Origin of the sequence: Tenacibaculum sp. SSH1-16 (assembly GCF_040104435.1) — a bacterium.
GTDB classification, from domain to species: Bacteria; Bacteroidota; Bacteroidia; order Flavobacteriales; family Flavobacteriaceae; genus Polaribacter; species Polaribacter mesophilus.
Window position 1 is genome coordinate 127,169 of sequence record NZ_JBECOV010000005.1, and the last position, 22,685, is coordinate 149,853.

Consider the following 22,685-nt stretch of genomic DNA (forward strand, 5'->3'; position numbering starts at 1 on the left):
AAACCGATAGCGATTAGTGTTTCGCTATCGGTTAAAAAACTATACGGCTAAATCGTCAGATTTTATTTTTTCTAATTCGTTTTGTTTCTGTTGTAATAAAGCAAAACCAAAAGTTAAAACACCAACTCTTCCTATGAACATTAGAATAATTATGAGGAATTTGCCTAGGTTTGATAAGTCCCCAGTAATTCCAGTACTTAATCCAACGGTGCCAAGAGCAGAAGCAACTTCAAACAATATTTTGTCAAAAGAGAAGCTTTCACTATATGAAAGTAAAAAAGAGAATAAAAAAATTAAACTGGTATATAACATAAAAGTAGAGGTTGCTATGTAAATTCTATCAAAAGGTATAATCCTGTTTAAAAACGTAATCTTTTTTTGTCCTAATAATCTACTTTTTAATATAGAAATCATTGCTGTTAAAGTTGTGATTTTCATTCCTCCAGCTGTCCCAGATGGTGATGCACCTATGTACATTAAAAAAGTAAGTAGTAATAATATTGGTAAAGAAAAACCACCAATAGGTACAGTATTAAAACCAACTGTTGTCATTGCAGACATTGTTTGAAAAAAAGAAGTCATTAACGAATGGTTGGAGTTTAGGTTTAAAGAAGGTTCTGATAGGTACGTAAGTAATGTTCCTGAAAGTAATAAGAATATAAATCCGTAGACAATAATTTTTGTTGTGAAGGATATTTCTTTAGTCTTTCCAGAAAGACGATACCATAAATCGGTAACAACAATAAAACCTAAAGAACCTGCTATAGCTAAAATAGAGATTGTTGTATTTATAAAAACGTTATCGTGGTATTCTTCAAAGCCATTGTTGAATAAACCAAAACCCGCAGTGCAAAAAGATGAAACGCTATGGAAAATAGCAAACCAAATGGCTTTTAAGTTTTGCATACCAGAATTGGTAAAAGCAATATAAAACAGTATAACTCCAATAGTTTCCATAATTAAAGTAAAGACAATAACACTTTTAATAAAATCTTTTATTTTAATACTATTAGGTAACGTAAATTCTGTTCCTAATAATTTACTATGCCAATGCGTTATTTTTTTTGTGATAAATAACAAGTAGTAGGTTGTTAGTGTCATGTAGCCAATTCCACCAATTTGTATGAGCATCATTATAATAAACTGTCCGAAGAAATTATAGGAATCAAAAATACTGATAGTAACTAGCCCTGTAGTTGATATTGCTGATGTTGAGATAAATAGATTGTCTAAAAAAGATACATCTGCTTTATGAAACAGAGGAATTGATAGTAAAATAAAACCGATAAAGGTATATAAGAAGAATCCCCAAACTAAATTCATTTGAGGTGTTTTGCTAATTTGGAATTTTTTATACCAAATAGATAGCTTTTTGTATGTATTATTTTTCATTTTTTTTAAGTAAAATAACGGCTAAGTATTTCGTTACTTTTATAATTGAAGTTTTTTTTAGTATCTGTAGATAGGTAATACTAAGTAACAAATTTAATCAATTAATAGATGAAAAGGAAATGTAAAAGAATCTTACTTCTTATACACTATATAGTAGATTTGTATATAGGTAGTGAGGAAGAATTATTTAAAAATGTGTTAGTTTAGTTATGATTTCTTTATGTTGTGGGAATAGTTGTATTAACTCTTCTCTTTTAGGTAAAACAAAATCGTTGAAGTCAAATCCAGGAGCAACAGTGCAACCAGTAAAAGCATATGAGTTTTCTTTACTAACTTCAGCAGCAAACCAGTAACCAGCCGGAACTACAAATTGTGGTTGCTCATCATTTTCTATATTATTTCCAATCAATACAAAAGAATAGTTTCCTTTGGGAGAAATCATATGTAGTTTTAAGGTACTTCCTTTATAAAAATGCCAAATTTCATCTTGATTGATTTTATGAAAGGCAGAAAATTTTTCAGAAGTTAATAAAAAATAAATACAAGTACTGTAATTTCTATCACCTACAAAGTTAGAATTTAAGTGTTTGTTTTTAATAATTCCGTTGCTTCTATAGGTTTCTTTATAAAAACCACCTTCAGGATGTTCCGTTAAGTCAAACTTTTTAATTATTTGTTGAGCTGTCATTTTCTTTTTGTTCGTTAACTTTTTTAATAATGGCTTTTAAACGTTCTTTGGTACGTTGTTTTTCCAAACGAAGTTTGTTTTCTTTCTGCTTCATTAAGCGTGTATGTTTCGCTTTGTTTACAGTATTTTTAGCTTTTCCTTTTTTAGGCATTATGCTTGCTTTTTAATCTAGAGATAATAATACTGAGCCAAGTAAAACCTAAAATTAGGAATAATATAGCTCTCCAGTCTTCAAATCCATTCAATATAGCTCTTAGAAAACCAAGAAGAGACATAATTATAGGCAGAATTGCTGATTTACTTTGTTTATTATTACTTATCAAAAGTAATCCTAAAAAAGTTAAGAATCCGTTTAATATCAATACAAAAAAACCAAAATCAAACCCAAACTTTTCCTTGCTGTAAAAGCTAATAATATAAGTTATAATAGGAGCCATTAAACAAATGATAGGAACTAACTTGTCTTTTATGTTTAATTTAGTAAACAGTCCGAAAGCATATAAACCTAGTAACGGACCGTAAGTATAACCAGCAAATTGGAATATTTTAGCAATTACACTCTCATCAGCAATAAAATATTTAAAAATTAAGATAGTAGCCACTAAAATAAATGAAAACAGCACATGAATTTTCTTTCGTGTTTTTTCTCTTTCTTGCTCATTATCTTTTTTGTCAATTTCAAGAATATCAATACTAAAAGAAGTAGTTAACGAAGTTAAAGCACTATCAGCACTTGAGTATGCTGCTGCTATTAAACCGAGAAGGAAGAATAGGGAAGTAGCTATACCTAAATCACCACTCATTGCTATGGTAGGAAATAAGTTGTCTTTATGAGCGTTTAGTTCATTTACTGTAGCGTAATCAGTTAACAGGATTCCTAAAGCTAAGAAAAAGAAGTTAACAATAACGAGTACTATAGTAAACCAAAACATGTTTTTTTGAGCATCTTTTAAATTGCGGCAAGTCAAGTTTTTTTGCATCATGTCTTGATCTAAACCTGTCATCACAATTGAAATAAAAGCTCCTGAAAAGAATTGTTTCCAAAAATAGTTACCAGCCTTTACATCGTCAAAAAAGAAAGTTTTAGATAAGCTATTGTCTGTTACATACGAAAACAAATTATCAATTTGCATTTCATCTTTTATCATTACAATACAAACTCCAACAGCAATTAGCATAAACAACGTTTGTAAAGTGTCTGTCCATACAATAGTTTTTATGCCTCCTTTAAAAGTATATAGCCATATAAGTAAAATGGTAATTGTTACTGTTACCCAAAACGGAATTCCATAAGCATCAAACAAAATTAACTGTAATACATTTGCCACTAAAAACAAGCGAAAGGCAGCACCAATAGTTCTTGAAAGTAAGAAAAAAGAAGCCCCAGTTTTGTACGAATATCTACCAAAACGTCCTTCTAAATAGGTGTAAATTGAAGTTAAATTTAATCGGTAATAGAGTGGAAGTAGTACCAATCCAATAACGGCATAACCTAATACGTACCCTAGTACCATTTGCATATAACTCATTTTGTCACCTTCAACCCAACCAGGAACCGAAATAAAAGTAACTCCAGATAATGATGCTCCAATCATACCAAAGGCAACTAAATACCAAGGAGATGAGTTGTTTGCTTTAAAAAATGTTTGATTGTTTGCCGATTTACCTGTGATGTATGAGATAAGAATTAATACACCAAAATAGGCTAAAATAAGGAGTAGTATATGTAACGGTTGCATATAGTTAAATTATGAATTACGAATGTACTAAAATTATCAATCGTAATTCATAATTAGTGTTGTCTAAGAAAGCTCAATAACGACATCTTCTGTTTTTCTACGAACTTTTTTTAAGTCTTTCATGTAGTCATCTTCTGCTCTAAAACCAACAGGTAATACTAAAACTGATTGTAAGTTGTATTTATCTAATTCTAAAATTTCATCATATTTTTCAGGAACAAAACCTTCCATAGGGCAGCTGTCAATTTTTTCATTTGCAGCAACAGTCATTAAGTTTCCTAAAGCAATATATGCTTGGTTTTTCATCCAATGGAACAATACTTCAGGAGATTTATTCTCTATATCGTTAGTTAAAAACTCTTTGAAAGGATTTAAAATTTCATCGGGTGTGTTTCTTATGTCTTTTACTAATTTAAAATAGCTCTCAACATCTTTAGTAGTAAGTTCTTTTGGGGTACACAATACCAATAAATGAGAAGCCTGTGCAACTTGGTGTTGATTCCAAGAATGTGCCACCAATTGTTGTTGTAAATCTTTGTTTTTAACCACAACCATTTTTACAGGTTGTAATCCATAAGAAGTAGCAGTTAAATTAAATGCTTCTTTTAAAAGATTAATTTGTTCTTCGGAAAGAAATTTATGCTCGTCAAATTTTTTAACAGCGTAACGCCATTGTAAATTTTCTATACTATTCATGTGGTTTAATTTTTACTCGATAATTGAGAGTTAAAATACTTCAAGGTTTATCTCTAAATTAAAAACGTGCCCTTACATTGTTTTCCTGTAAGTTTACCTATAGTAATTTATTTTGACAAAAATAGAAGAATAAAAAGTAGTCTAAAAATACTTCGAATAATTAATATTGATAGTATCATAAAAATATTTTGTACATTGAAAATAAAAAAATGTATGAAAGAAGAGTTCTTGCACTTTATTTGGCAGTATAAACTATTTAGCAAAGCAAATTTAATATCAGTAAAAGGAGAAACCGTTGAAGTATTAAACACAGGGAGTCATAATACGAATTCAGGACCTGATTTTTTGAATACAAAATTGAAGATTGATGGGCAGCTATGGGTTGGAAATGTTGAAATTCATATAAAGTCATCAGATTGGTATGCGCATCATCATGAAAAAGATATGAATTATGATGCGGTTATTTTACATGTTGTGTGGGAATATGATTCTGATGTGTTTATGAAAAATAATCATCCATTACCAACGGTTGAATTGCAAAAAATTGTTCAAGAAGATGTATTGGTAAATTATAGAAAATTGTTTTTAAAAGAACGACGATGGATTCCTTGTGAAAAGCAGATAGGAGAAATCAATTCTTTTTTATTAAATAACTGGTTAGAACGTTTGTATTTTGAACGATTAGAGAATAAATCGGTGGTAATAAAAGAGCTGTTACAAAAATCAAATAATGATTATGAAGCGGTGTTGTTTCAGTTATTAGCTAAGAATTTCGGATTGAAAGTTAATGGAGCAGCCTTTCTAGAACTAGCACAATCGTTTGATTTTTCTGTGTTACGTAAAGTTCGATTTAACGAAGAGCAGCTATCTGCTTTACTGTTTGGACAGGCAGGTTTTTTAGCTGATGAAATAGAAGAGAGTTATTATAAGCAACTTAAAAATGAGTATGTTTATATAAAGCACAAATACAGGCTACAATCATTAATAAAACACCGTTTTCAATTTTTTAGAATGCGCCCCAATAACTTTCCTACGATTAGAATAGCGCAATTAGTGGCTTTATATAATAAATATGAAAGCTTATTTTCAAGGTTAATGGATGTAAATAAAATAGAGGGTTTTTATAATTTATTTACAGTTGAAGTAAATGAGTTTTGGAAAACTCATTATACGTTTGGTTCTGAGTCAAAAAAATCAGTTAAAATACTTACAAAATCATTTATTGACTTGTTGATTATTAATACAATTATTCCTTTAAAGTTTGTTTATGAACAAGCTAGAGGAGAGGTTAATGAAGAAAGTTTGTTAAAATTGATACAACAAATACACCCAGAAAAAAATTCAATTATAAATAAGTTTGATGAGTTAAAAATTAAAGCAAAAAATGCTTTTGAATCTCAGGCTTTATTAGAGTTGAAAAATAATTATTGCCAAAACAAAAAATGTTTAAGCTGTAATGTTGGGAATTTTATTTTAAACAAATAAGTAAATAAAGCATGTTAAATTATTTAATTAATAAATGATATATTTGCGTAAAAAATTTATAATAATGAAAAAAATATTAATTGCTATTGCATTAGTGTCTACTATTTGTATAGGTTGTAAAGACGACAAAAACTCAGAAAACAAAGGAGATACTTCAACAACTGAAAAATCTATTAGTGAAAAAGAAGAAAAGTCTACTTCAGCAATTTGTTTATTAGATAAATTATCTATTAGAGAAAGTGCTTCTGCAAAAGGGAAATGGATAACTTCTATTAGTTTAGGAGAAAAAGTAACCTTAACAGGAGAAGAAACTATAGATTCTGTTTCTAAGAAAGAGTATTACAAAGTAAAGTTGATTGACGGAAAAGAAGGATGGACTAGATCTACCTTTTTAGCTGTTAATGGTAAAGTGGGAGCTATGTTAGAAGAGGCAGTAGTTTACAAAAGGCCAGATTTACTTACTAAAACAGAAAAAAAGTACAGCGTTATGGATATTATTGCTGTGACTGAAACTCAAGGCGATTGGATTAAAGTTAAAGGAAAAAGATCTGAAGGGAAGTATATAGAAGAAGGTTGGGTAAAAACTTCTAATATTACAAATGATCAAGTTGATATAGCAACAGCTAAATTTGCAGGAATAGCAAATACTCAACCAACAATGACAGAAAGAATAAAGGCATTGAAAGATGTTATAAATAATTCAGATCTATCTTCTTCTAAGTTTATCCCAGTTATAGAGAATAAAATAGAAGATTACGAGTCAAAAAATCAGCCTTTAGATACGCAGGAAGCAGAAGCGGCTACTGAGGCGGTAGCAGAAAAAGTAGCTGAATAATTATATAAAAAAGCGAATAAAAAAACGATTTTAGAATATTCTAAAATCGTTTTTTTTATTTTAATTATTTTAAAATTAATTATTAATACAAACTCTTGAATTTAGAAGGGTTTGCTTCGTTCATAATTTCGTATACTTTTTCAAAAATATCTTCTGCAGATGGTTTAGAGAAGTAATCTCCGTCGGTACCATAAGCAGGTCTATGTGCTTTTGCTGTTAATGTTTGTGGTTTACTATCTAAATGTCTATAACCATTTTGATTTTCAACAATTTCTTGTAATAAATAAGCTGAAGCTCCTCCAGGAACATCTTCGTCAACAACTAATAAACGATTTGTTTTAGCCACTGATTTAACTGTATCGTGATTAATATCAAAAGGTAATAAACTTTGAGCATCTACAATTTCTACATCTATACCTACTTGTGCTAAATCTTTAGCAGCTTCTTCAACAATTCGTAGGGTAGAACCATAAGAAACAATGGTGATATCGTTTCCTTCTTTGATAGTTTCAACAACACCAATTGGAGTTTTAAAATCTCCTAAGTTTGTTGGTAATTCTTCTTTTAAACGGTATCCGTTTAAACATTCTACGACTAAGGCAGGATCATCTCCTTCCAATAAAGTGTTATAGAACCCAGCGGCTTTAGTCATGTTACGAGGAACTAATACATGAATACCTCTAATATTGTTTATAATTCCACCCATTGGTGAACCTGAGTGCCAAATTCCTTCTAAACGATGCCCACGAGTACGGATAATTAAAGGAGCTTTTTGTTTACCAAACGTACGGTAACGTAACGTAGCTAAATCGTCACTCATAATTTGTAAAGCATACAGTAAATAATCTAAATATTGAATCTCAGCAATTGGGCGCAAACCACGCATTGCCATACCAATACCTTGACCTAAAATAGTCGCCTCACGAATTCCTGTGTCAGAAACACGTAACTCACCAAACTTTTCTTGTAAACCTTCTAACCCTTGATTAACATCACCTATATACCCAGCATCTTCCCCAAAAATTAACACTTCAGGGTGTTTTGCTAAAATAGCATCAAAGTTATCACGCATAATAATACGTGCATCTACCATATTTTTTTCAGAAGCATAGGTTGGAGCTTCGGCAGAAATATTTTCAGTAGCTAATTCAGTTTCACTTAATAAATGAGCTGAATATTTTACAGCAGCTTTATCAATTGAAGTTTTAATAAAGTTTTGAAGTGCAGTTTTTTCAGTGAAATCTTCATCTCTTAAGTAACGTAACGTTTTACGTGCTGCTACTAAAATATCTTTTCTGATAGGTTCAGCAATTGCCGCTAAATCGTTTTTGTATTTTGAAATGAAAGAACCGTTGTTACTTTTTTGTGCAATGGTATCTAACAAAGCAATAGCTTCGGCTACTTCTGCTTTTATTTCGTTTGTATATGCGCTCCAAGCATCACGTTTAGCTTTACTAACTTCTTTTTTCGCTTCTTTTTCAATATTGATTAAATCTTCTTCAGAATCAATAAATTTTAAAGTCTCTCCATCTTCATTTTCTAGTTCAAATTCTAAAATCCACTTACGCATTTGAGCAATACAATCAAACTCTTGTTCCCATTGTAAACGTTCTTTTGATTTGTAACGTTCGTGAGAACCTGAAGTAGAGTGTCCTTGAGGTTGTGTTAATTCTTTTACATGAATTAATACAGGTATATGTTGCTCTCTAGCAATTTTAGAAGCTTTGTTGTAAGTGTCAATTAACTGAACATAATCCCAACCATTCACTACGAAAATTTCATACCCATTACTTTCATTTTCACGTTGGAATCCTTTTAATATTTCTGAAATACTTTCTTTAGTAGTTTGGTGACGTGCATGAACTGAAATTCCGTACTCATCATCCCAAACATTCATTATCATTGGAACTTGTAAAACACCAGCAGCATTGATAGTTTCAAAAAACAATCCCTCACTTGTACTAGCATTACCAATAGTACCCCAAGCAACTTCGTTACCGTTGATTGAAAAGTTAGTATGCTTTTCTAAACCTTTAACATTTCTATAGATTTTAGATGCTTGTGCTAATCCTAATAAACGAGGCATTTGTCCTGCAGTAGGAGAGATATCTGATGATGAATTTTTTTGAGCGGTTAAATTTTTCCAGTTACCGTTTTCATCTAAAGAATGTGTTGCAAAATGTCCTCCCATTTGACGACCGGCAGACATAGGCTCAATATCAATATCAGTATGTGCGTATAATCCTGCAAAAAATTGTTGTGGAGTTAATTCTCCAATAGCCATCATAAAGGTTTGGTCACGATAATAACCTGATCTGAAATCTCCATTTTGAAAAGCTTTAGCCATAGCTAACTGTGGTACTTCTTTACCATCTCCAAAAATTCCAAATTTAGCTTTACCTGTTAAAACTTCTCTTCTTCCTAATAAACTACATTCTCGACTAATACGAGCAATTCTATAGTCCTTTAAAACTTCATTTTTAAAATCTTGAAAAGAAAGCTGTTGAGTATTAGCTATTTCGGTATTTTGCGTCATAATCATCTAATTTAGGTATGGTTACAAAGATAGGTTTTTTAGTTGATATTTAAAAATTTCTATTTTCGTTGAATATTCTTCAAAAAAACAACTAAAATAAAGTAATTATTGAGATATTTATAATACACCTCTTCTGATAAAATTATAAATTCTATCAATATCTGTTGTAATGATGAATCTAATTTTTGAAGGATAGGCTCTTTTATTGATTTCAAAACCTTCATTGGTGTAAATAGGAAGATAAAATTCAAATATTTCAGGAAGGAAGTTTAATCGAATACCGTTTTCATAAAAAAACTTTGGAGAGGTATTTTTGTTTTTTAACATGGCAACGTCATTATAAATTTCTGCCCACTTCCATACGCTTACACTGGTATTAATAGATGTTATAAGCTGATTAGCAAAGTATGGTTCTTTAAATTTAGATTTAAAACCTCCTTGACCAACGACAAACTGCTGACTAAAGATACCTTCACTTTCTGAGCGACCAAATAAATTTTGCTCAAACAAGTAATCATTTCCGCGATTTAATCCAAAGCTAAAGTAATTTCCTTCTGTTTTGTTTGATAAGAAGAGTCCGCCAAAAAATCGGACTTCAAAACTTTCATTAGCAGTAAAGAACTTTCTATAACGAAAATCGGTTGAAATTTTACTGAAATTAGAGTTTATTTCAAGGTTAGCAGCATACTGTATTCTGCGTATAGCATCAAATTTGTTGTTGATATAGCGAAGGTTAAAAATATTATACTTGTCTTGATCACTCTGAGTATTGTTAGGTGCAACTTCTTTATTAATACTAACCATTCGAGCTATTAAGAATTTTGAACCTATATCGCGGAGTGTATTTCTTCTAAATTGAAAATTAATAAATGGACTTAAAGTATTATACCCTAATTCAGGTGCGTAATGAAAGTTACTTCCTGAAATTCCATATCGTATTTTATAAATCTTAGAGTCTCTTAAAAAATGATTATATGCTACAGAAAAAGATCCTGTAAAGTTTCTACTTTTTAGACTATAGTTTGGGGTTAAACTAAATTGAAAATTATGATTAACCAGTGATCTGTTATTTATATTAACGCCAAGTATTAAACCATCGTATAGATTATACTTAATGTCAGGATAATAAAATAACTGATTATAATAGGGGTTTTCAAAATCTTTAAAAAAACGAAATTGGAGAGGCTTGCTTATAAAGCTATTATTTACATTTCTAAAATTGTTAAGAGAGTTAAATTCAGGATAGTTGTTTTCATAGTTTAAAGCTAGTTTATTGAAGTCGCCTCTTTTAATTTTAACTGTTTTGGTAGAGTCTATATTAGTAATCCAAGTTTTAAATTTTATATCTTTATTTTGGATGCCATATAGTGCAACAGGAGCTTTAAACGTTCTTTTATTTTTAATTGTAACAATTAGAGAGTCTTTATTTTTGGTATAAGCTACCTTTTTTATTTTGTAATCAATTTTTTTATCGGTAGTAAGATAATCTCCAAAGAACCATTGCAAATCTTTTGAAGTGTTTTTTTGAAGTATATGAGCAAAGTATTTACTACTTGAGGGCTTTAATTGATTTTGAATATAAAATTCTTTTACTGATTTTTTTAAAATACTATCGCCTACAAAATCGTGTAAATACTTAATACCTAAACCTGCTTTGTATTTACTAACAACTTTTCTGTTAAAATTAGAAAGAGAATCACTAGAGGTTATTAAAGATTGATCGTAAAATTTTCGAGAGCTAAACTGATATACTAGAGGGTATTTGTCATTCTGCTTTAATTGAGCAATGTTATATGTTTTTATTGGCCAATACTTAGAGTATTTTCCTAGAAAAGTAATTTCAGGATAGTATTTTTTTACATACTCCATCATTAAAAAAGTTTGCAAGCCATCAGTAAGCCAATAATCTTTTCTTGGGTTTTGAATAATAATATCGTCGAAATATTTCTGAGTAAGAGCTTTAAAGAACCCAGTTTCCCATCTAAAGTTTTTAGGAAAAGGTTTCAACCAGCTTGGAAGCCCATAAATTTCATGTAATGAATTTTTATTAATAGTTCGAGAATCTACAAAAATTTCAGGGTGAGGGTGTTTACCTATAAAGTCTTCTATAAATTGTATTTGTTTATTTATAATTTTGGTAGTCTCTTCATTCGTGATTTTTTTAAGGTAGGCATCAGTTTTAATTTCTTTATCCTTTAGCTTAAAAGATTTAAAAGTTTTAATAGTGTCAATATGGAGTATAATATCCTTTTTTTGGGCGCCAACTAAATAATAGTTTGTATAGCTATTGTGTTCAGTTTTATATTGATACAAATTACTTTCAATATGATAATTCTTAGGAATATCTATAGAAATAGAGTAATTAGAGAGCTCCTCGTATAGATCGTCTAAATTTAAGTTGCTCATCAGTTGCCATTTTTTATCATATACGGCAGGAGTTAGATACCAAAAACGTAAATGGTATCCAGTTTTTGTTTTTCCATATCCTGTATATTTTGCATTTGGAATTTTTACAGAATATGAGGTACGTATTATTAAGCTGTCTTTTGGTTTTAAAGGTTTGTTGAGTAGTACTTTAATAATATCTTGTTGATTTTTATTCTCTTTGAATGAAACTTGTTTAAAGTTAACAGTTAAGTTTTTTATTTTACTGTAACCTCTATCTTTTTCTTTTGAAAAGTAAAAGTTTTTTTTGTAATCTTCAATAAACCGTTTTGCTAAGGGAGTATCATCGTTTTTATAACCATTTGCCCAGTTATGTAAAAAAATATAATCTAGATTAGAAGAAGAGTGATTGTAAAAAGTTGTTTTTTGTAGAATATGAATAACATCGTTGCCTATATCTAATTTAGCTTTTATTTCAACAGAGTTTTCTTGTGCTACTATTTTAAAGCAATACAAGATGGAAGTACATACTAAAAGGAGTATTTTCTGTTTCAATATTATATAATGCGAGTTTAAAAGTTTTACAGAAAACATTAAGTTTCATAAACTTTGTGAAAATAAAAAAGCTCGTTGTAAATACAACGAGCTTTAAAGATAAAAATTTTTAGAAATTTGGTTTTAGCTGATATTTAGCATAAAACTTATTAAAGTGTTCAACTGCTTCATCAGCAGTGTCAACAACTCTAAATAAATTCAAATCTTTTTCACTAATATTTCCTTCCTCTAATAATGTGTTCTTAATCCAATCAAGTAGGCCTCCCCAAAACTTTTTACCCATAAGTACAATAGGGAAACGTCCAATTTTGTTAGTTTGTATTAGTGTTATAGCTTCAAAAAGTTCATCCATAGTACCAAATCCACCAGGCATAACAACAAAACCTTGTGAGTATTTAACAAACATAACTTTACGAACAAAAAAGTAATCGAAGTTTAAGTTTTTGTCATGGTCAATCCATGGATTGTCATGTTGTTCAAAAGGAAGTTCAATATTTAAACCAACAGAGGTTCCTTTTCCTCGGTGCGCTCCTTTATTACCAGCTTCCATAATACCAGGACCTCCTCCTGTAATAACACCAAATCCGCTTTGAGTTAGTTTAAAAGCAACTTCTTCAGCTAATTTATAATAAGGATCGTCTGTTTTTGTACGGGCAGAACCAAAAATAGATACACAAGGACCAATTTTACTTAGTTTTTCATACCCATCAACAAACTCAGACATAATTTTAAATATAGCCCAAGAATCGTTGGTTTTTATTTCATTCCAAGTTTTTTGTTGTAGTTTTTCTCTAATTTTTCTGTCATCATTCGGACTCATAATTCTTCTACTTTTATATTAAATAACAAATTAAATAGCTAAAATTTAATTTTTAGCAAGCTTGCTAATTTAGTGGTTTTTTATGGATAGATACAAGATAAAAATAAAAAACTACCTTGAAATCAAGGTAGCTTTTTATACGTAAAACTTTAATCAAGTTTGAGCTTTATAAGATTCATTAGCATAAACACGAGGTTTTAGAAGTAATAAAAAGAAATTTTCTCACATAAAAACAGTTAGTTACACAACTGAACCAAGAAAATTACAGTTTTATTTACCTCGACTTTTTTCGCTTTCTCTAATCCTATAATTGGTTTTTTATGATAATAAGTTAAAATTGATTAGTTGTTAAATTCTTTAAAGACACTCAAGGTTTTGTGTTTATTCTTTGTAAAAGAAATTTTACTAGTATTATGCTTTTTAACAAGGCTATATTTTTTTAATAAGCAAACAGCTAGAAGTTATGATTCTAGCTGTTTGTAATTAATATAGCTTTAATTAAAAAGCTTATAAACAGTTTGGCTGCCATTTGTAGCAGTGGCGTTGAATTGGATCCCAGTCTAAACAGCATCTAGGAACTCTTCCTCCAAAGGTATTCTTTTGAGTAGTTTTATTTAAAACTTTTCCTAAGTTTAAGATTGATTTTTTCATAACTTAAAAGTTTTAAATTTAATACCAAATACATCCAAATCTGTCACATCTACCAGCATCACATATAGTATGTCCTCCTGGACTAGTTTGACAACATTTTCTACCATCTTGATAACAACTATTGGCAGCACCTCCATTAATTTGTTTTTGATTGGCTTTTTTTAAAGCTTTACCTAATTTTAAGATTGATTTTTTCATGATTAAAAAATTTAAATATTTAATAATCCTTGAATTATTTAAAGACACTCAAGGTTTTGTGTCTATTCTTCGCGAGTAAATATTATTAATAATGAGTTGTTCTATTAGGGTAAATTTATAATCTATATTGGCTTGATAGTCTACTTGTGTATAATCTAAATTTATCCTAGGTTTAAACCTACTTTATTCTTAATTGGTTTAAACCTAGGAATGATTCAATTAAAATAATAGTAAATGAACTCTCTTATTGAGGAACATCTTCTCCTAAACAAGCATGTGTTTCATACGATCCTAAGCAACATCCGTTAGGTAAAGAGAAACCACCACAAGCAAAGCACTCTGCTGGTGTATAAATTACACAACCAGTACCTCCGTTAACTTGTTTTTGATCAGCTTTAGTTAAAGCTTTTCCTAGATTTAAAATTGATTTTTTCATAATAGAAAAATTTCGAGGGTTAATAAATTCCTTGAACATTTATAGACACTCAAGGTTTATGTCTGTTTTTTATTATTTGATAATATTTTTTAATTGATAAAAGAAACGTTCTATTAAACGTAAATCTTCAGTTACTATATCCGCAGCACCTTTCATTTCTTGTCTAAAAGGAATAGTTTTATTGTATGTTGTTATTAATTTTTGTGGTAACTCTACATTAATTAAGTAATTACCTTCCTCATCAGGAGTTAAAGAAATTGATTTAACTCTTCCATTTAATTCGCCAAATTCATCAGATGGATAATTTAAAAGTTTAATCTGAACTTTTTGACCTTTCTTTATTTTACCAGAATTAGCAGCAGGAGCTTCAATTTTACCGATAAATGAATTCCCTTTATTAGGAATAATGGTGAATATTAAATCACCCGTATTAACCGTTTGATTTTTATTCCAAAAAGATAAGAAGGAAACTTTACCATTTATTGAAGAAGTTAGAGCATATTGTTTTTCCCAGTCTTTAATAGCCTTTTTTAAGTATAAAAAAGATTGAATAGCTTTCTTTTTTAAACGAGTATCTTGTTGTGTTTTTTTTATAGAAGTGCCTTCTAGGTTTTTAGCAGAGTTATTGATTAATTCTCTTATTTGAGAAATTGATGATTCAAGGGTTTTATATGAGCGTTTTGCTTGTAAGTATTCAATTTCTTTTTGATCTTTTTCTTTAGCAGATATAACCCCTTGGTTAAACATTTTTCTACTACGATCAAGATCTTTCTCTTTAAATTCTAGTTCTTTAAGATTTAAATCTTTTTGAGAAAGTAAAATTTGTAGTCTGCCTCTAGCTTCTATAACAGACATTTGGTTAGCGAAATTTTCCGATTTAAACGGAGTTAGTTTTTCGTTTAAGGTATATTCAGAATAATCATTTTCAAATTGAGAGTAGCTAGAGGTTATATCTCCTAAAATTAGTGGAGGAACTTTATCAATAGGGAAAAAGAACTTTTGTTGATTTACTTCGATAGTATCGACAATACTCTTCAGTAGTAAAACATCTTTGTACAAAGCACTGTTTTCAATTACAGCTAAAACATCACCTTCAGACACGCTTTTCCCTTCGCTTGTTAAAAAGGTTTCGAATTGACCGGTAGACTTTGCATAAATTTTTTCAGGAGGAGTAGAGGTAGTAACCATTACTTCGGTGGAAATAACGTCAGGGTATTTTACAAACCATGAAATGAATAATAACATTATTATGAGTCCAAGAAGCAAGGTGTTACCCCAACGAATCATCCAGTTAGGTATGTGAGTTAAAATTTCTTGAACTTCTTCACTTCTAATTTCTATATCTTGAGTATTGTTTGGCATCTTTTAGTTTGTAATAAAGGGAGAGTTAGTCCCTCCCTTTATGTTTTGTGGATAATTATGGTTTTAAAAAGCGAAGCACATAGGAGGGTAAGGGGAATTAAACCCATAGTCAGGTTGAGCAGGGCACATACTTACCCCGTCGCAAGGAGCGTGACCGACAAGTAAAGGTTCGTTATTATTGTTAGGGTCTGGAACTAAACAGTCTCCCATCGTTGTACCACCAAAACCACCATTAATATTTTTTTGTTTAGCTTTATTTAAAGCTTTTCCTAAGTTTAAGATTGATTTTTTCATAATTATTTATTTATAAGGTTAAGCAGGGCAACATTGTCCATTTTTTATAATACCTCTATTAGCGCCTCCCATTCCATTTGGTACAGCACAAGCATCTCCTTCTTCACAATTTAAAGCACAAAAAAAGTAGCTTGAGCAAGGAAAATCAATTACTTTTCCTCCATTGATTTGTTGCTGTTTAACTTTATTTAAAATTTTACCTAAGTTTAAAATTGATTTTTTCATAATTAAGGTTATTAAATATTAGCAAGGAACATAACAAGGGCAAGAACTAAAAGCAGAACAGCCATATCTATCAATTTGGTCTTGTTGTTCTTCACGAGATACACTACAAAACTTTTTACAAGTATATATGTACCCTCCATTGATTTGTTGTTGTTCTAATTTGTTTAGGGTTTTTCCCAAGTTTAAAATTGATTTTTTCATGATTAAAAAATTTAAGTATTTAATTAATCCTTGAACATTTAAAGACACTCAAGGTTTGTGTCTATTCTTCGCGAGAGATTTTTATGGTGTTAATTTTAGAACTTTCTATCTAGGAAAACATTCGTAACTTACTAAAACTCTACCTTTACATTCTTGCGGGAGACTGTTGTAATCTTGACAAGAACCACAATGAATAGCATCATCCAAAGGATCAGGAGGACCAAAATAACAACTTGTCGAGGGGCAAGGTTCATTACTTCCGTTAATTTGTTTTAGTTGTATTTTGTTTAGGGCTTTACCTAAATTTAAGATTGATTTTTTCATAATTATTTTTTAGATTAAACACCAGAGCAATAAACCCCAACTCTAACTCTGTTTTTACAGATACTAGGGAGGTTAGTGTAGTCGCTACAATTACCACAATATACTGCACCACCATATAGTTGTGTGTCGATATTTCCATAGTAACAATTAATTGAGGGACAAGGTTGATTACTACTACCATTAATTAACTGTTGCTCAGATTTGTTTAAAGGTGTTCCTAAGTTTAAGATTGATTTTTTCATTTTAAAATAATTTAAATTTGACAAAAATCCTTTAGAGATTTAAAGATATTTAAGGCATGTATCTGTTCTTCGCGAAAGATTTCTTGTTCTATTATTGTTTTAATGCTTTGTTTAAGCTTTTAAACTAATTTTAGAAAGATTAATATAGTTAAAGTTAAAGTCCTCCTGCGCAAGGGTTAAAATGGGGTTAGCGACACCAATAGCATTGATTAACACAGGAATACCATATGCCATCATTACTTTCACAGTCCTTTGAGTTATTATATGGAAGAATTTTGCCTCCACTTACTTGTTTTTGCTCAGTTTTATTTAAAATTGTACCTAAGTTTAATACTAGCTTTTTCATAATTATCTTTTATAAAGGGCAACATTTTCTATATCCACTTTGTAACCAGCAAGATTCAAAATCCCATAGACATTGGTTACACCTACTACTAGTCCAACCTAAATCTTCACATGTGGCTTGCATGTATCCACCACTAATTTGTTTTTGTTCAACTCTGTTTAAAGTTTTACCTAAGTTTAAGATTGATTTTTTCATGATTAGGCTATTTTTATTTCTTCATTAACTGTACAATGTCTTCCATAAACATCTTCACCATAACCACTACAGTCTTCACTAGAACCAGTTACACAAGCACCACAGCCCCATGCATTACAACACTGGTAACCCCCATGTGCTGAGATTCGACCTCCTTTAATTAATTTTTGATCAACTTTGTTTAAAGCTTTTCCTAGGTTTAAAATTGATTTTTTCATTTTAAAATAATTTAAGTTTGATAAAATCCTTGAACAGTTTAAAGACACTCAAGGTTTATGTCTATTCTTCGCGAGTGAATATTTTATTTACCTAAATCTAGTTGGTTTTTAACTAGGTGGTAATAACTTCCTTTTAATTTGATTAATTCTTCATGATTTCCTTTTTCAATAATTTTTCCTTTTTCAAGGACAACTATTTGATGCGCGTTTTTAACAGTACTTAGTCGGTGTGCTATTACAACAGCTGTTTTGTTAGCAAAGAATTCATTAAGTTTGCCCATAATAATTTTTTCATTATTTGCATCAAGTGCACTAGTAGCTTCATCAAAGAACAAGAATTTTGGATTTTTATATACCGACCTAGCAATAAGTAATCGTTGTTTTTGACCAGTACTTAAGCCACTACCTTCACTACCAATTTTGGTATTATATCCTAGCGGTAATCCCTCAATATAATCGTTGATATTTGCTACGTCTATTGCGTGAGCTAGCTTTTCTTTGTCAACATAATCTTCGCCCACAGCAATGTTTTTAGCTATAGAATCATTAAAGATATATCCTTCTTGCATAACAACACCGCAGTTTCTTCTCCATTCTTTTTGAGAAATGTTTTTTAAGTTAAAGTTGTTTATCATAATATCTCCTTGATCAACTTGATAAAAACCAAGAAGTAATTTCATTAATGTGGTTTTTCCACTTCCACTAACCCCTACAATTGCGGTTGTTTTATTTGCAGGGATTTCAAGAGATAAATCTTTCAAAACAGGCTCTAAACCACCAGTGTACCTGAATGAAATATTATTTAGTCTTATAGATGCGTTATCTGGAATGATGGTTACTTTTTCATCACTAGGTTTTTCTTCATCTTCCATGTTGTGTATTTCACCTAATCTATCTAAGGAGATTTGTGCATCTTGTATATCTCTCATAAAGTTTATTAGTTGTGTAATTGGTCCGTTTAGTTGTCCGACGATGTAGCTAATAGCCATCATCATACCTAAGGTAATTTGTCCATCTATTACTAGTTTAGCAGAAAGTATAGTAATGAACATATTTTTAAGTTCATTGATAAAGTTAGAACCTACACTTTGTGTTTGTTCAAGAGCAAGGCTTTTAGTAGCTACTTTAAATAAACGAGCTTGTACATATTCCCAATTCCATCGCATGCGTCTTTCAGCATTGTGAAGCTTTATCTCTTGCATTCCATTAATAAGTTCAATTACTTTACTTTGTTCTTGACTTACTTGAGAAAAACGTTTATAATCAAGCTCTTTTCTCTTTTTGAAGAAGAATAATACCCAACCAAAATATAAAACACTTCCTAACACAAAAACACCAAAAATTTGCATGCTATAATACCCTAAAACTAAACTAAAAATTATGAGATTGAAAAAAGAGAATAAAACAGTTAAAGAAGAAGTGGTTAAAATTCGTTCAATACGCTTATGATCGTTGATTCTTTGTAATAAATCTCCTGTCATTCTTACATCGAAGTAAGAGATAGGTAATTTCATTAATTTGATAAAAAAATCTGAAATTAAAGATATGTTGATTCGAGTACTAAGATGAAGTAAAATCCAACTTCTAATAATTTCTAAAGAAGCTTTTCCTATGAATAAAAATAATTGAGCAAATAAGATTAAGTATACAAAGTTTAAATCTTGGTTTTTAATACCAACATCAACAACACTTTGAGTTAAAAAAGGTAAGATTAATTGTAATAAACTACCAGCTAGGAGCCCAATTATTAATTGAACTATAAACTTTTTGTATTTATATAAGTATTTGAAAATAAATGAAAAACCAAATTTTTCATCTTCTTCAAACTCTTCTTGATAGAATTTGGGAGTTGGTTCTATTAATAAGGCAATACCTTCTTCTGTATTTTCATCGGCATTATTACCAATCCAATGTTGGATAAACTCCTCTTTAGTAAAAGAGATGAGCCCATGAGCTGGGTCAGAAATATAAACAACATCTTTTTTTATTTTGTAAAGAACCACATAATGATTTTTATTCCAATGAATAATACAAGGAAATGGGGCTTCTTTAAGTTTGTTAAAGGCTAATTTTATACCTAAAGACTTAAAGCCTATAGACTCGACAGCTTCACTAAGACCTAATAAGCTACTGCCTTCACGTGTTGTTTCGCTTAGGTTTCTTAATTGTTGAGTATTGATAGTTTTACCATAGTGTTTGGCTATGATTTTAATACAAGTAGGTCCGCAATCTTTTGCTTCTGTCTGTTTATAGTTTGGGAATTTTTTCAAGTTCAGTTTAGATATGAAATAAGTTAGAGAGTTAGCCCTCTAACTTATTTGAAGTTATTAATTATTACATAATCTTCTATAGGCTTCTCCTTCCATGCATATTCCAATATAAGGAGGGTTTTTACAACATCCCATTTTTTGGGGACACTCGGCATGACTATAGCAGGCAATAATAACAGAACCGTTAATTGATTTTAGTTCTTTCTTGTTTAGAATTTTACCTAAGTTTAAAATTGATTTCTTCATAAGAAATATTTTTAGTAGATACAACAAGTGTCGAATTCGTCAATACAAAACCTGTGAGGGTTTCTACAGTCTTTATTAGGGTCGCTTCCCCCATTACCAGAACCGTTATCTATACATAAATGACCATCGCAATAACTACCTATAGGACAGTTGCCATTTGCGTCACAGAAAATGGCATTACCACCATTAATTGTTTTTTGTTCTGTTTTATTTAAAGTCTTACCTAAGTTTAAAATTAGCTTCTTCATGATTAAAATTTTATTATGAAACAAAACTACAATAAAACTCTGCGCAGTGTCTTCCATGGTCTTCACAGATACCATCCCTATTTTTATCACATTGTTTTCTGCCTCCGTTAATTTGAGCTTGTTCTGTTTTTTTTAAAGTCTTACCTAAGTTTAAAATTTTCTTTTTCATAATTATAAAGGCATTAATATGCGACAATATGTTTCTGCACATTTCCAACCGAAGTCTTCACAAACACGGTCTCTATTGACATCACATTGCATTCTACCTCCATTAATTTTAGCTTGTTCCGCTTTTTTTAAAGCTTTACCTAAATTTAGAATTTGTTTTTTCATAATTAAAATATTAAGGTTACTTTTGCGGCGAACATTTAAAGACACTCACCAATGTGTCTATTCTTCGCGAGAGAATTTTGTTCAAAATGCAAAGCCCTTTTTGGGCTTTGTCTTTTTATACTGTTTTTAATGAAACATCAGAAGCTTCTATATTTTCTTCTAAATCTTCAATAAATAAAATTAAATCAGTTCTGTTATATTCCTTAGGAAATGATTTACCGTTTACTAAAATTTCAGGAGTAAAGTTGATGCCATTTTGATTACACCAATTCTTTTCTTTTTCTAGCTCCAATGTATAAGTTTCTTTATTAGAGCACTCACCCCATTTTTTTAACCAAGCAGCTGGTTTTTGCCCTTCATAAATAGCATCCATGGCTTGAAGACATTCTTTTTCTCCTTGTGTATTATATATTTCTATGAGTCTACTGGTAATTTTAACGACATCACTATCTTTTTTTTCTACACTTACATTAAAGCGTACTTTAATTTTTGCATTGTTATGGTATCTTTTAATAATTTCATCAACATGAGCGTGAACAGGTTTACAGTGTCCACAGAAAGGATTGGTGATTATTGTAATTTCAAGGCTGGAGTTAGGGTTTCCAAAAACAATTTCTTTACTATCAGTTAATTGAGTGTCAAGTTGAGGTGATTTTTGTAATAAACTATCAAACAAAGCATAGTTTCTCTTAAATTTAACACTTGCTATCTTTTCTTTTTTTAGTTCTTGAACTTCAGTAAATAAAGGTTTAATATAATTCCAAGCTAACCACGTAAAAGAAGCAACGATACCCAAGGTGACAAAATCTTTAATTATAAAGGTGTTAATGTAATTATTTGTCAATACTGGAGCCAGTGCTTGTAGCCAAAGAACTCCAACTATACTTAAGCATAAAAGACACCACTTTTTTACTACTGCATATTGATAATATAGCGAGTATAGAGTAATAGGTATAGCAAGTAAACTAATAGTATATGAAATTACAGGATTAGAAATTTGAGTAAAAGTTAAAAGAGATAACCCAATAAAATAAAGCATGCTAAAGTCACTTAATTTATATCCTTTTAAAATTTCCGCTCCTTTTGAGGTTAATACAGCGTCACAATCTTTTTTATCATCAGCTCCTGAACAAAAAGCATCACCAATAGCGGTTTTCAATCCAAGTTCTTGTTTTACAATTGCGATACTGATAATTAATCCTGTTACTGATAGTAAGAAATAAAAAGTATTGTACCATGAAGTTGAACTATAAAAAACAAAAAATAACGTAAAAATACTAAGAAGAGAAAAACCGATAGTTTTAACTAATTTGGAGTTATTTTTAGTTGTTTGATAACCTTCAGTTTCTTCAACAGCAACAATAATTCCTGTAAATTTACTTAGAAACTCATTTTCAGATAACTTCGTTTTTTTGTTTTCAGAATCATAAATTATATAATCTGATTTTTTTCTTTCTACTACAATTAAATCTTGACCATGTTCACTGTTTATTTGAGCAATAAAACAGCCGGGGAGTTGTAAAAGTGTTTCTGAATTAACAGGAACGTCAGCTGCCACATTTTCAATGTTAAAATGGTCTAATACTCCAGTAATTGCATGTAAACTAGGGTAAGAAGGGTGACTTTGAATTTGAAAAGCCAATTCTTCCTTATCAAAAGAAATACTATTTTTCTTAAGTAAATTTTGTACTAAATTGATTAATGTGTCTTTCAAAAGTAAAAAGTTTTTAAGGATAGTTATTTTCTGTTTCCCCAAAGCTATATT

At 30.1% G+C, this 22,685-nt stretch carries 27 protein-coding genes; 2 read left to right on the plus strand and 25 right to left on the minus strand.

Annotation, left to right across the window (positions count from 1 at the left end; all coding sequences use genetic code 11):
• Positions 1 to 39: 39 nt before the first annotated feature.
• The 5 genes from ABMY20_RS08840 to ABMY20_RS08860 form a co-directional block, all read right to left on the minus strand.
• Positions 40 to 1,392 (minus strand): potassium transporter TrkG, encoded by a 1,353-nt coding sequence (locus ABMY20_RS08840; RefSeq protein WP_073184557.1) that lies wholly within the window; start codon positions 1,390 to 1,392, stop codon positions 40 to 42.
• 187 nt (positions 1,393 to 1,579) lie between these two features.
• Positions 1,580 to 2,080, minus strand: coding sequence for a cupin domain-containing protein (locus ABMY20_RS08845; RefSeq protein WP_047790079.1), 501 nt, complete (start codon positions 2,078 to 2,080; stop codon positions 1,580 to 1,582).
• Entirely contained in the window at positions 2,058 to 2,231 is a 174-nt protein-coding gene (locus ABMY20_RS08850) for a hypothetical protein (RefSeq protein WP_164505159.1), read from the minus strand. The genes ABMY20_RS08845 and ABMY20_RS08850 overlap by 23 nt, the downstream gene beginning before the upstream one ends.
• Positions 2,224 to 3,819 carry a sodium:solute symporter gene (locus tag ABMY20_RS08855; RefSeq protein WP_083574845.1) on the minus strand — a complete coding sequence of 532 codons (1,596 nt, stop codon included), beginning with the start codon at positions 3,817 to 3,819 and terminating at the stop codon, positions 2,224 to 2,226. The genes ABMY20_RS08850 and ABMY20_RS08855 overlap by 8 nt, the downstream gene beginning before the upstream one ends.
• A gap of 63 nt (positions 3,820 to 3,882) precedes the next feature.
• Positions 3,883 to 4,515, minus strand: coding sequence for an NAD(P)H-dependent oxidoreductase (locus tag ABMY20_RS08860; RefSeq protein ID WP_167714198.1), 633 nt, complete (start codon positions 4,513 to 4,515; stop codon positions 3,883 to 3,885).
• A 213-nt stretch (positions 4,516 to 4,728) separates the two neighbouring features.
• Between ABMY20_RS08860 and ABMY20_RS08865 the strand changes: the two genes are divergently transcribed.
• Positions 4,729 to 6,000 (plus strand): DUF2851 family protein, encoded by a 1,272-nt coding sequence (locus ABMY20_RS08865; RefSeq protein ID WP_349265105.1) that lies wholly within the window; start codon positions 4,729 to 4,731, stop codon positions 5,998 to 6,000.
• Positions 6,001 to 6,064: 64 nt separating this feature from the next.
• Positions 6,065 to 6,835 carry an SH3 domain-containing protein gene (locus ABMY20_RS08870; RefSeq protein ID WP_047790082.1) on the plus strand — a complete coding sequence of 257 codons (771 nt, stop codon included), beginning with the start codon at positions 6,065 to 6,067 and terminating at the stop codon, positions 6,833 to 6,835.
• An 82-nt stretch (positions 6,836 to 6,917) separates the two neighbouring features.
• Here ABMY20_RS08870 and ABMY20_RS08875 read toward each other — a convergent pair whose 3' ends face one another.
• The 20 genes from ABMY20_RS08875 to ABMY20_RS08970 all read right to left on the minus strand — a co-directional run bounded on the left by ABMY20_RS08875 (position 6,918) and on the right by ABMY20_RS08970 (position 22,634).
• Positions 6,918 to 9,371: an alpha-ketoacid dehydrogenase subunit alpha/beta gene (locus ABMY20_RS08875; protein ID WP_159613824.1), complete on the minus strand. Its 2,454-nt coding sequence runs from the start codon at positions 9,369 to 9,371 to the stop codon at positions 6,918 to 6,920.
• A gap of 117 nt (positions 9,372 to 9,488) precedes the next feature.
• Entirely contained in the window at positions 9,489 to 12,311 is a 2,823-nt protein-coding gene (locus ABMY20_RS08880; RefSeq protein ID WP_349265106.1) for an aminopeptidase, read from the minus strand.
• 109 nt (positions 12,312 to 12,420) lie between these two features.
• Positions 12,421 to 13,131 (minus strand): TIGR00730 family Rossman fold protein, encoded by a 711-nt coding sequence (locus ABMY20_RS08885; RefSeq protein WP_047790084.1) that lies wholly within the window; start codon positions 13,129 to 13,131, stop codon positions 12,421 to 12,423.
• 507 nt (positions 13,132 to 13,638) lie between these two features.
• Positions 13,639 to 13,782, minus strand: a complete 144-nt coding sequence (locus ABMY20_RS08890) for a hypothetical protein (RefSeq protein ID WP_159432124.1) — start codon at positions 13,780 to 13,782, stop codon at positions 13,639 to 13,641.
• 18 nt (positions 13,783 to 13,800) lie between these two features.
• Positions 13,801 to 13,980: a hypothetical protein gene (locus ABMY20_RS08895; RefSeq protein ID WP_047790085.1), complete on the minus strand. Its 180-nt coding sequence runs from the start codon at positions 13,978 to 13,980 to the stop codon at positions 13,801 to 13,803.
• Between the two features lie 244 nt (positions 13,981 to 14,224).
• Positions 14,225 to 14,416 carry a hypothetical protein gene (locus ABMY20_RS08900; RefSeq protein WP_047790086.1) on the minus strand — a complete coding sequence of 64 codons (192 nt, stop codon included), beginning with the start codon at positions 14,414 to 14,416 and terminating at the stop codon, positions 14,225 to 14,227.
• A 72-nt stretch (positions 14,417 to 14,488) separates the two neighbouring features.
• Positions 14,489 to 15,778 carry an HlyD family efflux transporter periplasmic adaptor subunit gene (locus ABMY20_RS08905; RefSeq protein ID WP_349265107.1) on the minus strand — a complete coding sequence of 430 codons (1,290 nt, stop codon included), beginning with the start codon at positions 15,776 to 15,778 and terminating at the stop codon, positions 14,489 to 14,491.
• 63 nt (positions 15,779 to 15,841) lie between these two features.
• Positions 15,842 to 16,072 (minus strand): hypothetical protein, encoded by a 231-nt coding sequence (locus ABMY20_RS08910; RefSeq protein ID WP_349265108.1) that lies wholly within the window; start codon positions 16,070 to 16,072, stop codon positions 15,842 to 15,844.
• A gap of 18 nt (positions 16,073 to 16,090) precedes the next feature.
• Entirely contained in the window at positions 16,091 to 16,297 is a 207-nt protein-coding gene (locus tag ABMY20_RS08915; protein ID WP_349265109.1) for a hypothetical protein, read from the minus strand.
• A gap of 18 nt (positions 16,298 to 16,315) precedes the next feature.
• Positions 16,316 to 16,498: a hypothetical protein gene (locus tag ABMY20_RS08920; protein ID WP_349265110.1), complete on the minus strand. Its 183-nt coding sequence runs from the start codon at positions 16,496 to 16,498 to the stop codon at positions 16,316 to 16,318.
• A 105-nt stretch (positions 16,499 to 16,603) separates the two neighbouring features.
• Positions 16,604 to 16,822 carry a hypothetical protein gene (locus tag ABMY20_RS08925; protein ID WP_349265111.1) on the minus strand — a complete coding sequence of 73 codons (219 nt, stop codon included), beginning with the start codon at positions 16,820 to 16,822 and terminating at the stop codon, positions 16,604 to 16,606.
• Between the two features lie 14 nt (positions 16,823 to 16,836).
• Positions 16,837 to 17,064: a hypothetical protein gene (locus tag ABMY20_RS08930; RefSeq protein ID WP_349265112.1), complete on the minus strand. Its 228-nt coding sequence runs from the start codon at positions 17,062 to 17,064 to the stop codon at positions 16,837 to 16,839.
• Between the two features lie 355 nt (positions 17,065 to 17,419).
• The gene (locus tag ABMY20_RS08935; RefSeq protein WP_239180074.1) at positions 17,420 to 17,605 is read right to left on the minus strand and encodes a hypothetical protein; all 186 of its coding nucleotides are present in this window, start codon (positions 17,603 to 17,605) and stop codon (positions 17,420 to 17,422) included.
• A gap of 2 nt (positions 17,606 to 17,607) precedes the next feature.
• Positions 17,608 to 17,823 (minus strand): hypothetical protein, encoded by a 216-nt coding sequence (locus ABMY20_RS08940; RefSeq protein ID WP_159613842.1) that lies wholly within the window; start codon positions 17,821 to 17,823, stop codon positions 17,608 to 17,610.
• An 83-nt stretch (positions 17,824 to 17,906) separates the two neighbouring features.
• Entirely contained in the window at positions 17,907 to 20,093 is a 2,187-nt protein-coding gene (locus ABMY20_RS08945) for a peptidase domain-containing ABC transporter (protein ID WP_349265113.1), read from the minus strand.
• A 57-nt stretch (positions 20,094 to 20,150) separates the two neighbouring features.
• On the minus strand, positions 20,151 to 20,339 hold the full coding sequence (locus ABMY20_RS08950; RefSeq protein WP_156167083.1) for a hypothetical protein: 189 nt from the start codon (positions 20,337 to 20,339) through the stop codon (positions 20,151 to 20,153).
• 11 nt (positions 20,340 to 20,350) lie between these two features.
• Positions 20,351 to 20,587, minus strand: coding sequence for a hypothetical protein (locus ABMY20_RS08955; RefSeq protein ID WP_047790091.1), 237 nt, complete (start codon positions 20,585 to 20,587; stop codon positions 20,351 to 20,353).
• Positions 20,588 to 20,600: 13 nt separating this feature from the next.
• Positions 20,601 to 20,756, minus strand: a complete 156-nt coding sequence (locus ABMY20_RS08960; protein ID WP_349265114.1) for a hypothetical protein — start codon at positions 20,754 to 20,756, stop codon at positions 20,601 to 20,603.
• A 2-nt stretch (positions 20,757 to 20,758) separates the two neighbouring features.
• Positions 20,759 to 20,920, minus strand: coding sequence for a hypothetical protein (locus tag ABMY20_RS08965; protein ID WP_349265115.1), 162 nt, complete (start codon positions 20,918 to 20,920; stop codon positions 20,759 to 20,761).
• 115 nt (positions 20,921 to 21,035) lie between these two features.
• A complete protein-coding gene (locus tag ABMY20_RS08970; protein WP_159493728.1) occupies positions 21,036 to 22,634 on the minus strand; it encodes a thioredoxin domain-containing protein in 1,599 nt (532 codons plus the stop codon).
• Positions 22,635 to 22,685: the final 51 nt, after the last annotated feature.

Excerpts from the sequence above, each read along its gene's own strand:
- ABMY20_RS08850 (WP_164505159.1), bottom strand. The coding sequence starts at position 2,231 with ATGCCTAAAAAAGGAAAAGCTAAAAATACTGTAAACAAAGCGAAACAT.
- ABMY20_RS08895 (WP_047790085.1), bottom strand. The coding sequence starts at position 13,980 with ATGAAAAAATCAATCTTAAAATTAGGTAAAGCTTTAAAAAAAGCCAAT.
- ABMY20_RS08885 (WP_047790084.1), bottom strand. The coding sequence starts at position 13,131 with ATGAGTCCGAATGATGACAGAAAAATTAGAGAAAAACTACAACAAAAA.
- ABMY20_RS08860 (WP_167714198.1), bottom strand. The coding sequence starts at position 4,515 with ATGAATAGTATAGAAAATTTACAATGGCGTTACGCTGTTAAAAAATTT.
- ABMY20_RS08955 (WP_047790091.1), bottom strand. The coding sequence starts at position 20,587 with ATGAAGAAGCTAATTTTAAACTTAGGTAAGACTTTAAATAAAACAGAA.
- ABMY20_RS08925 (WP_349265111.1), bottom strand. The coding sequence starts at position 16,822 with ATGAAAAAATCAATCTTAAATTTAGGTAAAGCCCTAAACAAAATACAA.
- ABMY20_RS08875 (WP_159613824.1), bottom strand. The coding sequence starts at position 9,371 with ATGACGCAAAATACCGAAATAGCTAATACTCAACAGCTTTCTTTTCAA.
- ABMY20_RS08865 (WP_349265105.1), top strand. The coding sequence starts at position 4,729 with ATGAAAGAAGAGTTCTTGCACTTTATTTGGCAGTATAAACTATTTAGC.
- ABMY20_RS08965 (WP_349265115.1), bottom strand. The coding sequence starts at position 20,920 with ATGAAAAAACAAATTCTAAATTTAGGTAAAGCTTTAAAAAAAGCGGAA.
- ABMY20_RS08940 (WP_159613842.1), bottom strand. The coding sequence starts at position 17,823 with ATGAAAAAATCAATTTTAAACCTAGGAAAAGCTTTAAACAAAGTTGAT.
- ABMY20_RS08905 (WP_349265107.1), bottom strand. The coding sequence starts at position 15,778 with ATGCCAAACAATACTCAAGATATAGAAATTAGAAGTGAAGAAGTTCAA.
- ABMY20_RS08910 (WP_349265108.1), bottom strand. The coding sequence starts at position 16,072 with ATGAAAAAATCAATCTTAAACTTAGGAAAAGCTTTAAATAAAGCTAAA.
- ABMY20_RS08845 (WP_047790079.1), bottom strand. The coding sequence starts at position 2,080 with ATGACAGCTCAACAAATAATTAAAAAGTTTGACTTAACGGAACATCCT.
- ABMY20_RS08870 (WP_047790082.1), top strand. The coding sequence starts at position 6,065 with ATGAAAAAAATATTAATTGCTATTGCATTAGTGTCTACTATTTGTATA.
- ABMY20_RS08915 (WP_349265109.1), bottom strand. The coding sequence starts at position 16,297 with ATGAAAAAATCAATTTTAAACTTAGGTAAAATTTTAAATAAAGTTAAA.
- ABMY20_RS08855 (WP_083574845.1), bottom strand. The coding sequence starts at position 3,819 with ATGCAACCGTTACATATACTACTCCTTATTTTAGCCTATTTTGGTGTA.
- ABMY20_RS08840 (WP_073184557.1), bottom strand. The coding sequence starts at position 1,392 with ATGAAAAATAATACATACAAAAAGCTATCTATTTGGTATAAAAAATTC.
- ABMY20_RS08900 (WP_047790086.1), bottom strand. The coding sequence starts at position 14,416 with ATGAAAAAATCAATTTTAAATCTAGGAAAAGCTTTAACTAAAGCTGAT.
- ABMY20_RS08890 (WP_159432124.1), bottom strand. The coding sequence starts at position 13,782 with ATGAAAAAATCAATCTTAAACTTAGGAAAAGTTTTAAATAAAACTACT.
- ABMY20_RS08960 (WP_349265114.1), bottom strand. The coding sequence starts at position 20,756 with ATGAAAAAGAAAATTTTAAACTTAGGTAAGACTTTAAAAAAAACAGAA.
- ABMY20_RS08930 (WP_349265112.1), bottom strand. The coding sequence starts at position 17,064 with ATGAAAAAATCAATCTTAAACTTAGGAACACCTTTAAACAAATCTGAG.
- ABMY20_RS08920 (WP_349265110.1), bottom strand. The coding sequence starts at position 16,498 with ATGAAAAAATCAATTTTAAACTTGGGAAAAACCCTAAACAAATTAGAA.
- ABMY20_RS08935 (WP_239180074.1), bottom strand. The coding sequence starts at position 17,605 with ATGAAAAAATCAATCTTAAACTTAGGTAAAACTTTAAACAGAGTTGAA.
- ABMY20_RS08950 (WP_156167083.1), bottom strand. The coding sequence starts at position 20,339 with ATGAAGAAATCAATTTTAAACTTAGGTAAAATTCTAAACAAGAAAGAA.